General features: G+C 34.5%; 11 protein-coding genes. 8 read left to right on the top strand and 3 right to left on the bottom strand.

Features of this window, described 5'->3' with window-relative positions:
- Nucleotides 1-995 precede the first annotated feature (995 nt).
- Together F6K40_RS16670 and F6K40_RS16675 are read right to left on the bottom strand one after the other, a co-directional pair.
- A complete protein-coding gene (locus F6K40_RS16670) occupies nt 996-2441 on the bottom strand; it encodes a cyclic nucleotide-binding domain-containing protein (RefSeq protein WP_293137729.1) in 1446 nt (481 codons plus the stop codon).
- A gap of 1942 nt (nt 2442-4383) precedes the next feature.
- Nucleotides 4384-5640 (bottom strand): S-layer homology domain-containing protein, encoded by a 1257-nt coding sequence (locus F6K40_RS16675; RefSeq protein WP_293137731.1) that lies wholly within the window; start codon nt 5638-5640, stop codon nt 4384-4386.
- A gap of 662 nt (nt 5641-6302) precedes the next feature.
- Here F6K40_RS16675 and F6K40_RS16680 point away from each other — a divergent pair.
- The 5 genes from F6K40_RS16680 (at nt 6303) to F6K40_RS16695 (ending at nt 10964) form a co-directional block, all read left to right on the top strand.
- Nucleotides 6303-7019: a glycerophosphodiester phosphodiesterase gene (locus tag F6K40_RS16680; protein WP_293137733.1), complete on the top strand. Its 717-nt coding sequence runs from the start codon at nt 6303-6305 to the stop codon at nt 7017-7019.
- 748 nt (nt 7020-7767) lie between these two features.
- Nucleotides 7768-8652: an EamA family transporter gene (locus tag F6K40_RS16685; RefSeq protein ID WP_293137735.1), complete on the top strand. Its 885-nt coding sequence runs from the start codon at nt 7768-7770 to the stop codon at nt 8650-8652.
- A 112-nt stretch (nt 8653-8764) separates the two neighbouring features.
- Entirely contained in the window at nt 8765-9286 is a 522-nt protein-coding gene (locus tag F6K40_RS40885) for a M20/M25/M40 family metallo-hydrolase (protein WP_365671722.1), read from the top strand.
- 87 nt (nt 9287-9373) lie between these two features.
- Nucleotides 9374-9622 (top strand): M28 family peptidase, encoded by a 249-nt coding sequence (locus tag F6K40_RS40890; protein ID WP_365671725.1) that lies wholly within the window; start codon nt 9374-9376, stop codon nt 9620-9622.
- A gap of 73 nt (nt 9623-9695) precedes the next feature.
- Nucleotides 9696-10964: a CHAT domain-containing protein gene (locus F6K40_RS16695; protein WP_293137737.1), complete on the top strand. Its 1269-nt coding sequence runs from the start codon at nt 9696-9698 to the stop codon at nt 10962-10964.
- Between the two features lie 80 nt (nt 10965-11044).
- Here the strand turns inward: F6K40_RS16695 and F6K40_RS16700 are convergent, their stop codons facing one another.
- Nucleotides 11045-11194 carry a hypothetical protein gene (locus tag F6K40_RS16700; RefSeq protein ID WP_293137739.1) on the bottom strand — a complete coding sequence of 50 codons (150 nt, stop codon included), beginning with the start codon at nt 11192-11194 and terminating at the stop codon, nt 11045-11047.
- Between the two features lie 312 nt (nt 11195-11506).
- Between F6K40_RS16700 and F6K40_RS16705 the strand changes: the two genes are divergently transcribed.
- From F6K40_RS16705 to F6K40_RS16715, 3 genes are all read left to right on the top strand, one after another.
- Complete coding sequence (locus tag F6K40_RS16705; protein WP_293137741.1) at nt 11507-11857, top strand: slr0373 family blue light stress response protein; 351 nt, start codon at nt 11507-11509, stop codon at nt 11855-11857.
- Nucleotides 11858-12011: 154 nt separating this feature from the next.
- The gene (gene ycf46 / locus F6K40_RS16710; protein WP_293137743.1) at nt 12012-13583 is read left to right on the top strand and encodes a stress-responsive protein Ycf46; all 1572 of its coding nucleotides are present in this window, start codon (nt 12012-12014) and stop codon (nt 13581-13583) included.
- 172 nt (nt 13584-13755) lie between these two features.
- Nucleotides 13756-14109: a DUF1257 domain-containing protein gene (locus F6K40_RS16715; protein WP_293137745.1), complete on the top strand. Its 354-nt coding sequence runs from the start codon at nt 13756-13758 to the stop codon at nt 14107-14109.
- The last annotated feature ends 242 nt before the right edge of the window (nt 14110-14351 follow it).

The raw sequence follows: 14351 nt of genomic DNA on the forward strand, positions 1-14351 counted from the left end.
AAATTTTAGTAGAATCGACCTTTCTTTGATTCATTAATTATTAAGAAATATTCTGATAACTGTTCCCTATTCCGAGTTAAGTGTTCCCTAATTTTTGAGTAGGGGTTTGGTCTCCCAACCCCTATTTCCCTGATAAGTAGAAAAGTTCAATGGTTAGTCAAAGCACTCTTAAATATGCCAATAGCCTTAACTAGAAATTTTAGTAGAATCGACCTTTCTTTGATTCATTAATTATTAGGAAATGTTCTGATAACTGTTCCCTGTTCCCAGTTAAGTGTTCCCTAATTTTTGAGTAGGGGTTTGGTCTCCCAACCCCTATTTCCCTGATAAGTAGAAAAGTTCAATGGTTAGTCAAAGCACTCTTAAATATGCCAATAGTCTGAAGTAGAAATTTTAGTAGAATCGACCTTTCTTTGATTCATTAATTATTAGGAAATGTTCTGATAACTGTTCCCTATTCCGAGTTAAGTGTTCCCTAATTTTTTAGTAGGGGTTTGGTCTCCCAACCCCTATTCTCCTGATAAGTAGAAAAGTTCAATGGTTAGTCAAAGCACTCTTAAATATGCAAATAGCCTTAAGTAGAAATTTTAGTAGAATCGACCTTTCTTTGATTCATTAATTATTAAGAAATATTCTGATAACTGTTCCCTATTCCGAGTTAAGTGTTCCCTAATTTTTTAGTAGGGGTTTGGTCTCCCAACCCCTATTCCCCTGATAAGTAGAAAAGTTCAATGGTTAGTCAAAGCACTCTTAAATATGCAAATAGCCTTAAGTAGAAATTTTAGTAGAATCGACCTTTTTTTGATTGATTAATTATTAGGAAATATTCTGATAACTGTTCCCTATTTCCTGTTCCCTACTATAAATCAATAAGTACAAATTTTAGTAGAATCGACCTTTTTTTGATTCATTAATTATTAAGAAATATTCTGATAACTGTTCCCTATTCCCTATTCCCTATTCCCTATTCCCTATTCCCTATTCCCTATTCCCTGCTATAAATCAAACAGATTTTTGAGACGATTTCTTACCCAAACTACAGGATTTTTATCATCTTCTTCTGCATCAACTAATCCCAAATCTCTAAGTTCATTTTGACGCTCAGATAATTCCTCTTGATGTTTAGCCAACTCTTGCACAATTACCTCTGCTAATTCTGGATTTTCATGCAATATTTTTTCAAAGCCTTTTTTATGAATCGCAAATAAAATAGTATCTTCAATTGCTCTAACAGAAGCTGTACGAGGAATACCTAACATTAAAGCTAATTCTCCGAAAAATTTCCCTGCTTTTAGAGTAGTCAAATGTTTATTAATTTTTTCCACAAAAACTTCTACTGAACCGGAAAGAATAATATAAAAAGCATCACCAGGATCTCCTTCATGGAATAAAAAATCTAATGGCTTGAGACGTTTTCTATATCCTACTTCTATGAGTTTTCTTAACTCCACTTTAGTAAAGTTTTCAAAATAAGTAACTTGTACTAATAAATCCCTAGCTGATAGAGGTTTATTAGATATAGAATGATGATTTTTTAACCCATGAAGAAGAGTATTTTGAGATGATTCTAAATTGTTAGAATCCTGTGGATGATGAAGATATATATTAAAATGATCCCAAGGAATTAAAATACCTTGTTGATGCAAATTATGCTGAATTAGAAACCGTAAAGAACTCATATAAACCGGTTGATTATAAATTTCATTTACCCATACCCATAATTGAAATTTAAAAGCATTATCTTGAAACCCTAAAAACAAAACCTTTGGAGGAGGTTCTCGTAATACTGCTGGTTCCATATAAGCTGACATTAATATAGCTTCCGTAACTAATACTGGCTCACTATCATCAGAAACAAAAACATCAACTTCAATCCTACCTTTAAAATTATCGTAGGTTAAATTATGTATTTTCCCTTCTATTAACATTCCATTAGGAATAATTACATGACTATCTTTTAATGTTCTAATTCTAGTTGAACGCAAACCAATTTCTTCCACAAAACCTAAATCATTCTCTAATTTAATAAAATCTCCTATTTTAATAGGTCTTTCTATTAGTACATTCAAACCACTAATAAAGTTTTTAGTAATGTTCTGAAATCCCAAACCAATACCTACACCCAAACCCCCAGCTAAAACTGCTAATGAGGAGACATTAAAGCCTTGTGTTTGGAGAATAATTATTATACCTAGAGTGCTGAGTCCATAGCTAAATATTGTAGATATTGCCTCTCGGTTAGCTTTATCTATGCCTAGTTTTACTAACAATACTTTTTTGAGTAAATTTTTGAATAGTCTACCTAAGAGCAGGACTATAATTAAATATATACCTAATTGGAAAAGTAAACTTAAAGATATATAAGTATCCCCTATGAAAAGTAGAGGAGTTGTAAACATTTGAGCTAGATTTACTAATAATTTTTGTATTGTTTCAAGCATAGATTTTTAATTTTTTATATATAGCAATCCTGTTTAGGTTGTAATGTTTTTGTGGTAGGGGTGATTCGGGAATCACCCCTACAGGAGTCAGGAGTAAGAATTTTCAATATTTTCAGCTTAAATTAACTATTATAAAACTTGTTAGCGAAAAATTGTTGTTTAAAGCCTCCCCTTGGATAGGGGATAATAAATAAAAATTTTCATGATTAGTCAATCCTCTTCTTTTGAAGGAGAGGTAATTATTAATTATTAATTATTAATTATTAATTGTTGAAGACCAATTTAGGATTGCTATATAGCAATTAGACCAATTTGAAAAAAAAATAGTACGTTTTCTGGAGAGTAGGGAGTAAGAATAAGATATCTTCACTCTTAGGAAACGAATCGTTAAAAATATTGCTCTTACTTACTTATTAATTAATAACTGAAGTCTTTAGCAAGGTCTTGCACTATTTTTCCGAACCGGTACTAGATTATAATTATTTTATGTCAAGTGCTTATGCAAAATTAATTACACATTAGTGCTGATGCAAAATTAATTACATATTTTATTATAAATCTCCAATCTTATTCATAAATTATCAATTATTCCTCTCCTGGGAGGGGTTAGGGGTGGGTTCCCTATTCTCTATTCGCTGTTCTCTCTCAACTAGGAAATTCATAAAAGCACGACTACTTATGGAGAGTTATCTGTCATAATTAATCATATTTTTTTCTAGTCATACAACTGACAAGGTAAATATTTTTTGCTTGTTATCGACCCATCTTCCTTACCGAATAATTAATAATTATTAATTAAATAATTCACCCTTAAAGCCTCCCCTTTCAAGGGGAAAAAACGGTCGTTGGCGGAGCATGACCTAGGATGGGATGGATGGGTTCCCTAACCATATCAAATCTCCACTTGAGAAATAATTTTTTTTCCTTTTTGGTCAATCCTCTTCCTAAAAGAGAGAGGTAATTATTAATTATTAATTGTTAATTGTTAATTGCTGAATTCCTACTCCCTAATAAGAAAATTAAAAACCCAGTTTCTAGAAGAAACCGGGTTTTGATAAATTAATTATTTACAGAAAAAATTATCATCAAAAAAGGTAAACATTCAGCCGTCAACTATAACTATTATTTAGCCTCTTGCAGAGGAGCTTTACCGAATAATTAATAATTAACAATTAATAATTAATAATTAAATAATTCAGGTTAAAAGCCTCCTCTTTTAAGGAGAAAAAAATAAATTTTTTCCTTTTAGTCAATCCTCTCCCTAAAAGGGAGAGATAATTATCCATTACAGCGGTTTAATGATGAATAAACCACAATGATACTGACTCTTCACTCCTAACTCTTGACTCCTGACTCCTAACTCCTAACTCCTGACTCCTGACTCCTGACTCCTGACTCCTAACAATGAATTTAGTGGTCTACTCAACTGAAAAGCGCTGTAATGAATAATATTTTTCATATAGCATAACGAAACAGCTATGAGTGATTAACCCATTCTCACGTTTATCAGGAATTAGTCTCAAAGGAGAACTAAAACTGTAGGTATTCAGCTATTAGCATTTAGCATTCAGCTTTTGTAAAGAATCAAGTAACTCTAAGGTTAGCTGATTACCAATTTCATTCTTATGTAACTCTTTAGATGCTAATTCCTTTTTCGGTGTGATAATGAGTTGATAATTCATAGCTAATAGCTTTTAGCTGACAGCTGAATGCTTACCTAAAAATTATGAATAAAATTGTTCATTAGCTCAACTTATAGTTACTTTAATATTAAAAAGCTGAGAGCTGACAGCTCATAGCTGAACGCTTATCAAAAAAGATGGGGTTGCACATTCAAGAATGATAATAGATTTTCAACTGTACATATATTGAGGAAATAGTTATCCAAAAATATCTACTTTCGGTTTTCATCATTCCTAATTGTGCAACGCCAAAAAGATAGCTAATTCTCTTTTTTCGGACTCACAATATACTTAGATGAAACCTGTTTAACCTTTCCTAATTTTACCAACGCCTGATAAAAAATTGCAGAAACTTCAGCACGAGTAGCAGGTTGATTCGGATTCAAATTTTTCACATCTGGATGATTCACGACTAATCCAGCAGAAGTTGCGGCAGCTATTTTTTCCTTCGCCCAATCCGGTATTTTTTCCTTGTCTTTGTAAATGCTTAAAACCTCATCAAAATTAGATGGAATTTCCAGATTTAAGCCACTAGCTAAAGAAACTAATACCTGTAATCGTGATACTTCCTGTTCTGGGCGAAAAACATTTCCTGGATACCCACTTAAAAAACCAGATTTAGTCGCTCTTTGAATTTCCGTTTGAGCCGTTGAATCTGCTTTTACATCTTCATAATTAACAGATTTTCTAATTGATTTTTCCTCAAATACTTTAGGAATTTGAGCAGCAAATTCAGCTCGCGTTACAGGTTTATTTGGCTCGAATTTATCATTATTAACCTGAGTAATAATATCCCGTTCTGCCAAAGATTGAATAAAATTACTTGCCCAATAACTATTAGGAACATCAGAAAACTTAACCCTGCCACTAGGAGATGGCACTGTTGTTGGAGGTAAAGAAGTTTCAGTTACTTGGGGCGACTCTTTTCTTGGAGTAGGAATAGGAGGTGCAACAGGTAAAGTCTCAGTTGCTATGGGAGAATTTTTAACTTCCGGTGATGTAGTAGGTAGAGATTCAGATAATATTTTCCCAATGCCTAATGCTGTTAAATTCTTGGCAACTCGTGGAGCAGTTTCTTTCTTACTTGTTTCTCGAGTTTGAGCTAATTTAGGTTTTCTCTCAATTTTAGTCTTGACTCGATCCAAATCCTCAGTATTTGCTTCTAACTTCTCAACAGTATCAGTAATAGGAGTTAAAGTAGCTAGACTTGTTCCTAATTCTTCAGAACTTAGAGATGCTCGATCGAGATTTGATGCTGACTCACCATTAGGAGTCTTAAGTTGAGGTGTGCCTAAGCTAAAGATTGATCCTTCAGCAGCAATATCGGGACTATCAACAGTGTCAGATAGAGGTGAAGAAAGCATGGGTTTAGAAAGTAGATTAAACCCGTTATTTTCTCTAGTTGTTGCCCAGAAAAATATACTGCCAAAAGTCGCGAAGGCTACAAATATTGCAATCCACTCATCAAATTTTACTGGCCTTGGCCTTGAGGGTGGTTTTGTAGGTGTATTTGTCATAGCTATTCTATAGTTATATAGCGATAGCTCTAGATTAGACTAAATATGAGGAATTAAAAAAAATCAGCCCAAAGACATATAAAGTTGTAGTGGACTGGACTGATACAGCTAACTTTGTAGCTAAACTTTCCCCCTACTGAATTTGATATTATTAATTTGAAAAACCAACCCGCCCCTACTAAATGTTGATATTATTAGGAAGGATAATTGGCTCTTCAATAATTAATAATTAATAATTAATAATTACCTCTTCTTAAAAAGAAGAGGATTGGTTAAAAAGGAAATTTTTTTTCTTGTCTTGGTCGATTGGATATGGTTAGGTAACCTATCCATCCCATCCTAACGGACTGCTCCGCAAACGACCGCTTTTTTCTCCTTGAAAGGAGAAGCTTTAAACCTGGATTTTTCGGTAATATTGCGACATTTTATAGCAGTTACCATTACTGGTGCGGATATTTGAGAAACGCTATATTCTCAAATTGGTGAGATACAGTTTTAGATCCCCCCTGCCCCCCTTAAAAAGGGGGGAGTCTTCAAAGTCCCCCTTTTCAAGGGGGATTTAGGGGGATCGTAACTGTACCTCATCTTTATGAGAAATGCTATATCAAATAATAGTAACAGTAAGAATTCAACTTCTGACTTCTGATTTCTAATTTTTGATAATGACTATTAAACCATTAATTATTGCTCACCGGGGTGCATCTGGCTTGGTGAAGTTTGAAAATACTTTAGCATCTTTTGCCAAAGCCATTGAGTTAGGAGTTCCAATGGTAGAATTTGATGTTAGAAAAACTCAGGATAATTTATTTATTGCCTTTCACGATGAATCAATTGATGGGATAAAAATTAACGATTTGACTTATCAACAACTTTTAGATATTTCACAGCAAAAAGGTTTTGAAGTACCATTGGTAGAAGATGTGCTGAAGTTGTGCCAGGGGAAAATTAAACTTGATATTGAATTGAAAGAAGCTGGATATGAATTGGAGATAATTAATTTAGTCAAAAAATATTTAGATTATCAAGATTATGTAATTAAATCTTTTCTTGATGCTGCGATTATTGCTGTTAAAAAAGTAGATAATAAAATTACAACTGGGTTGTTATTAGGACTTGGAAAACCCAAAAATTTAATCGCTACTCGATTATCAGAAATTTTCCCAGAATTTCGTTTATTTACAACTAAAGCTGATTTTGTTTCCCCTAATTATCAGTTAATCAAATTAGGTTTTGTAGGGCGGATGAAACTGATCAAAAAGAATATCTATGTTTGGACAGTTAATGATGAAAAATTAATGGCTGAAATTGTCAAACAAGGAGTATTCGCATTAATTACAGACAGACCAGATTTAGCTTTAAAGTTATTTTATAGCAATTAGTCTTAATTAAATAGGGAGTAGGAAATAGGGAATAGGGGGGAAATAATTGATTATTTATGAATAATAATTAGGGTTTACTGAAAAAGTCTTATGGGTGAGGGTAGGAGTCAGGAGACTCGAGACTCGAGACAGGAGGAGTAAGGAATTTAGAGGAGGAAGAAGGAAGAATTATCCCTTGATTTTTCGGCTCTTGTAAACCTAAAATCCTAACATCCATGAGCTTTAATGAGCAAAAACCTTGTACTTTTTCAAAACCATTACCGCCTAAAACCTTTAGTGAAGAGAACTACTGTATTATATCGCTTACACACGTAAATTGTTAACTAAGTCGAAACTCTCTAACGTTCTTTCTACTCATACTAGACTGTAACACTTGCTCCAGCTTTAATAGTAGTACCAGAAAATAAATTAGCTGTACCTGAGGCAAAAAAATCTCATCCTACTTTAAGTGCCTAACTTTATACAAAAAATCAGGCGATCGCATCACAAATCAGACACCTGTTGAAAAAGAACGTAATGCCGTGCCAAGTCTTAAATGTTACTTTTCCGGTAACATCGTTTGTCTATAGAATTAAGTCACAACTGGAAGAAACCCTTCTGCCTTCCTTCCAGCAAAGTATAAATATTCCAGCGGACATGATATAACCACCATGTCTAGTAGGGGTTAATAGCTGTTAACCCTTACAGATGGTGTACAATTCCATTTTTGTCGTAAGTCCTATACTTAAATTAATCAGGAAAATAATTAATGCCTTGGCTTTTTTTAGCAACTTCAGTAGCTTTTCTTCAATCTGTTAAAGATGTTTATAACAAAACACAACTCAAAAGTTTTGATGAGTATATTATTGGATGTAGTCTAACATTTTTTACTGCTCTATTTTTAAGCCCTCTATTATTTTTGATTGACATTCCTCAGTTGGGAAATAATTTTTGGTTTCCTTTATTTATCAGTAGTTCTTTGAATGGGATATGTTACATCTTTTATTTCAAAGCTATAAAAATTTCTAACTTATCAGTTGTTGCTCCTATCTCCACTCTTAGTCCCTTATTTTTGTTAATAACTTCTCCATTAATTTTGCAAGAATTCCCTCAACCACTCGGTATCATTGGGTTGTTATTTATTGTAGTAGGTTCCTATCTATTTAATCTCAAAGAAAAACAGAAAGGATATTTAGCTCCTTTCCGAGCAATAATTATTGATCGAGGTTCGCGATTAGCCCTGTTAGATGCCTTTCTTTGGAGTATTAGCACTAATTTTGATAAAATAGGTATACAAAATTCTTCACCTATTTTTTGGGGAATTTCCTTGTTCTTCACAGTATCAATCATGCTATTACCAATTGCTTTATATAAATCTCATCAGAATCTATATAAACTGAAAACTGGTGGCTGGAAATTAATAATATATGGTATCATTAATTCCGTAGCAATGGGATGTCAAATGATAGCTATAAATTTAACTTTTGTTGCTTATGTAATTTCAGTCAAAAGAACAAGTGCATTATTTAGTATAGTTCTCGGAAAAATAATTCTCAAAGAAAAAGGCTTCAGAGAACGATTATTAGGTGCAGCAATTATGGTATCAGGACTATTTTTAATTACTATTTCCCAACTTGAATTTGGAAAAATATGACCAAAAAATTATGGTTTCAAGGCTCCTATTTGAAGAGGATAAAAACAGCGGATTTCGTATTTTAAGCCTCGCTATTATGGCAGGTACTGATAACTGATAACTGATAACTGAAATGGAATTTTACTTACAAACAAAATTACATAATCATCTAAAAGAAATAGTGCGCGATCGCGACCCATATTTAGCATCAGCAGGACATTTTTACGCCAGACAATATATTAATCAGCAATTATCACAGTTCGGAAATGTAGAAATCGATGAATTTCAGGTTAGAGGCAAAACCCATCAAAATTTCATCTTAAATTTACCCTCTTTGAACAACAATAAAAAACGAGAATTACCACCAATATTAATTGGCGCTCATTATGACACAAAACCAGGTACACCAGGAGCAGATGATAATGCTACTGGAGTAGCAGTTTTACTAGAATTAGCCAGAGAATTTTCCTCTCAACCCTTGAAATATCCAATTAGTTTAGTTGCCTTTGATATGGAAGAATATGGATTATTAGGAAGTCAGCATTATGCAGAAAAACTCAAACAAAAACAACAACAACTTAGACTAATGATATCTTTGGAAATGCTTGGTTATTCTGACTCTACTCCCAATTCCCAAAGTTATCCTCCTGGATAAAAATATTTTAATCCAGATCGGGGTAATTTTATTGCATTAATTGGCAACTTATTTACAGTTATTGATATGTTCCAAATCAGTAGAAATATGAATAAAATAGGAACTAATTGTCAGTGGTTGGCAGTGCCAAATAGAGGTTTAATCGTTCCTGATATTCGTCGCAGTGATCATGCACCATTTTGGGATAGAGGATATAAAGCTATAATGATTACTGATACTGCGAATATGCGAAATCCTAATTATCATCAAAAAAGTGACACTATTGAAACTTTAGATTTAGATTTTCTCACAGGAGTTTTTCAAGGATTAATGACTGCTATGAGAAATATTTTGTAATTCTCCTTGGAGAATAATTAGGGTTTGCTAACCAGCTAATTAATAAAATAATTCTCAATTATCAATTATATTTATGTACAGAAAATCTCAGTTTCCCAAGATATTATTAGGATTAATTTTGGCGATTATCGGAAATTCCAAAAACTTAGCAGTTGCCAAGAATAACTCAACTAAATTCAGCCAACTAAAAACTAATAATTGCCAAACTAACCGACAAGAACCAAATTTTTTAGTATTTGGAGGAGGTGGTACTAAAGAACAAAATGAAATTGCCATTGAAAAAAATGTACTTTACTTTCAACGCACCCTAAAAAAAATGGGATATAACCCATTAACAGCTTCAATATTTTTCGCAAATGGCAATGATGGAAAAGCAACAATTCGCTACATTAATGAACAAGGAAACCAACAATTTAAAGCACCAGAAATTCCTGATGTTCAAGGTAAAGCAACTTTCACAAATCTCCAGAATTGGTTCCAAAAAACCGCTGGAGAAACATTTCGTCGCCCCATATTTTTTTACTTTACAGGTCATGGAATTAAAAACCCCAACAATTCTAATGACAACGCTCTAATGCTTTGGGAAAATCAACCTGTAACAGTCCAGGAATTATCACAAATGTTAGATAAATTACCCCAAGATACTCCAGTAGTAACAATGATGGCTCAATGTTTTTCCGGCTCATTTGCTAATATCATTTATCAAGGTGGCGACCCCAATAAACCTCTGGCACTTCAGACTCGTTGTGGTTTTTTTGCTACTATAAAAACCTTACCTTCAGTTGGTTGTACTCCAGAAGTAAATGAAGCAGATTACAAAGATTATAGTTCCAGCTTTTTTGCCGGATTAAGTGGTTATAGTCGTACAGGTAAAATAGTAACTTCAGCAGATTATAATCAAGATGGAAAAATTAGTTATGCTGAAGCTCATAGCTTTGCCAAAGTAGATGAAGAAACAATTGATTTGCCCGTTTCAACTTTAGAAGTTTGGTTACAAAATCAGGCAACTAAAGCTGATATTGAATTAATTTGGGAACAACCAATAATTAATCTTTTATCCAATGCAAGACCAGAACAACAATATGTAGTTAAATCAATAGTGAAAATGCTTAACTTAGATCTCCAAAAATCTTACCTAGAAAATGGTTTAGGAATTATAATTGAACAAGAAATTAATAATCAAATTGAACGTGCATATTTTCTCCGTTTAGGAATGGAATTAATTAATATTGGTGTAGAACAAAAGATTAGATTATCTTCAGATCAAGAAGCGATCGCTATCTCGGAGCGTTTAATCAAATGCGAAGGAGGTTCGTGGGAAGAACATTACTTTCTTCAGTAGGCGTTCCATAAATGCGCTGTGGAATGGGCATCTTGCCCATTATTAATAGTTTTGTGGAAGTGGAATGGGCATCTTGCCCGTTATAAGAATTTGCCCTGGCTTTCATCCCGACGCTCCCCTAATAACTGCCGCACTTGCTCCGCCAATGGGAGAGCGCGGGACTTCCCGCCAGGGAAGTTAAAATCAAGACTCTCACCACCAGAAATACCATCAGTATCAGCACCAAACAATACGCCATATATAGCGGTGCTGCATAAGTCCTGATTAAAAACTGATTACACTATTAATTATTTTTGTCCCCAACAATAAAGGTAAAAAAAATTTCAGTTTTTGTTTAAAATCTTTATTCAAGGAATTATAACAAACTAAAAAATCTGTAAGTCTTACACAGTAAATGATACAGTCTTGATTTTAGGTGAGTTATTGTCTTGAGATGTAAAGGAATGTTACAATAATAGAGTTAAAGCGGTTTAACGGCTTGACATTTCCGAAAATAGCCGTTAATGTAAGATATATACCCGGGTAAACAAGTTGACTGTCATATGCAAGACAAGCAAAAAGTTACATTATATATTAAACCAGAACTGCATCGCAAGCTCAAAATAAGAGCTGCAGTTGACTCGGAACCAATGTCATCAATAGCAGAAAGGGCTATCCTTTTTTACTTAGAAAACCCAGAAGTAATTGATGAGCAAAGTTCAAGATATGGACAGACCCACCGGGTATACAGTTGTCCAGAGTGTACAACCTCAGTTGTAATCAGAGAAGGAGAACTGGTCTCCACAAAAAATCAGCCAAGTGTATTGGCCGAAAAAAATATCCCACTTAAACAAGTCCCAGAATTGGAAAAGTCTGAGGCTCAACCGGGAGAGCAAGAGTTAGTTCCCTGCTAATATTGGTTGACTAAATTGAAGAGGTAATATTATTGAGATTTCTGACAAAAAGAGACAATAATAAAGCTCTCACAAGTCATAAGTGGTAGGGAAAAAAATCAAACATTAATTCAGCCACTGTAAACTTTGTACCGTCTCTATTAGATCGAGGACTATGAAAGAAGAACTCAATATTCTCATCCAAGCTCAATATCCTCTGATCTACCTCGTAACCTCCGAGGAAGAGCGGTCAGAGCAAGCAATTTCAGCATTAGCTCAAGCAAAACCTCACCCAAAAGTATTTGTTTGGACAGTAACTCACGGTATTGTTGAGTATGGCCAGAGCAAAAATGTGACTCAGCATAATACAGTCTCGCCAGAGGCAGCTATAGAATGGGTAGTCAGGCAGCGAGACCCTAATACTGGTGCTGGAATATATATATTCAAGGATTTACATCCATTTATCGACTCACCACCAGTTACTAGGTGGTTAAGAGACGCGATCGCTAGTTTTAAAGGTACAAACAAGACAATCATATTAATGTCTCCTGTGCAAAATGTGCCCATAGAATTAGAAAAGGAAGTAGTTGTCCTTGACTTTCCACTGCCAGACATGAAGGAATTGAATCAAGTTCTGTCACGACAACTAGAGTATACTAGAAACCGTCGTATTTCGACAGAAACAAGAGAAAAACTTTTGAAAGCAGCTTTGGGTTTGACAAAAGATGAAGCAGAAAAAGTATATCGTAAAGCCCAAGTAACAGCAGGACGCCTAACTGAACAAGAAGTTGACATTGTACTTTCTGAGAAAAAACAACTCATCAAGCGCAACGGCATTCTAGAGTATATAGAAGAGGATGAGACTATAGATGCTGTAGGTGGTCTAGAGGAATTAAAACGTTGGTTAAGACAACGTTCCAATGCCTTTACAGAGCGTGCCCGAGAATATGGACTACCTCAACCAAAAGGGATGTTAATTTTGGGAATACCTGGATGTGGTAAGTCTCTAATAGCAAAGACTACATCTCGTCTTTGGGGTCTACCTTTACTACGCTTGGATATGGGACGGGTATACGATGGTTCAATGGTAGGGCGATCAGAGGCTAACTTGCGAAATGCTCTCAAGACAGCTGAATCTATTTCACCTGCTATTCTCTTTATAGACGAGTTAGATAAAGCCTTTGCAGGTAGTACAGGTTCCGCTGATTCTGATGGAGGTACTTCTAGTCGCATATTTGGTTCATTCCTAACTTGGATGCAGGAAAAAGTTTCTCCAGTATTTGTGATGGCAACTGCGAACCGGGTAGAACGTTTACCAGGAGAATTTTTAAGAAAAGGTAGGTTTGATGAAATTTTCTTTGTAGATTTACCAACCAAAGAAGAACGCCAAGATATTTTCAAAATTCACCTAATAAAAAGACGTCGAGATATTGAACGCTTCAATCTGGATCAATTATCTACTCCTAATTTATCCGAGGGCTTTTCATCCGATGGCTTTTCAGGTGCAGAAATAGAGCAAGCCATAATCGCTGCTATGTATGAAGCATTTGCTCAAAATAGAGAATTTACGCAGCTAGATATTATTGCCGCAATTAAAGCTACACAACCGTTGTCAAAGACCATGGAAGAGCAAGTTACTGCTCTCAGGGAATGGGCTAGAAAACGTGCGCGGCCTGCTGCAGCTCCAGCCGAAGAAGATAAAGAAAAAAAAGAAAAAGAGGAAGAGTATAGAAGGCTGGAGTTCTAAAAGCTTTCTCCTGGTCCAAACAGGAGTAAAGGCTAGTAAACTAGATAAAGTTGCTAGCAGTTCCCAAAAAAACCACATATACTCACAATAAATTCAAGGATTATGAGTTGTGGTTGTTCGATAAAAACCGTTGTTGTTTCTGTTTCGATTTTAAATTTAGGAGGAAACCCAAATGTCTCACTTCAGCACACTACGTACTAAGATCACTGACGCTGAAATCTTAAAAACTTCCCTAAGCGATTTGGGAGTTACAGTGAAAACTAATGCTGATGTTCGTGGCTACAATGGCCAACGTGTACGTTCCGATATCGTTGCTGTTCTCGAAGGCGAATATGATTTAGGTTGGTCTCGTAATAGTGATGGTTCCTTTGACTTAATCGCTGATTTATGGGGTGTTGCTAAGAAGCATAATCAAACTGAGTTAATAAACTCCATCAACCAGAAGTATGCCGTTAACAAAACCTTAGCTGCTGTTAAGCAACGTGGTCTACAAAACGCTAATGTTAAGTTGGTAGTGCAGAAGTAATCTATTTGCGCGTTCCCAAGTTTGCGGGTTAACCAAAATCGGGTTAGCCCGTTTTTTTAGCTATTTTGATCGGAACTTGTATTAAGCCTGAACTAGATTATACCAAATTTTAAAATCGGAATTAAATATTTTTTTATGATTACTTGATGAAAAAAAGGGCGTTGCTGATTGGTAATGATTTTTAGATTAAGTAAAACGCGGAAAAAGTATAGTTATACTTATCAAGTTATATAGATTATGGT

The organism is Okeania sp. SIO3I5, assembly GCF_010672085.1.
In the GTDB taxonomy this organism is placed as follows: domain Bacteria; phylum Cyanobacteriota; class Cyanobacteriia; order Cyanobacteriales; family Microcoleaceae; genus Trichodesmium.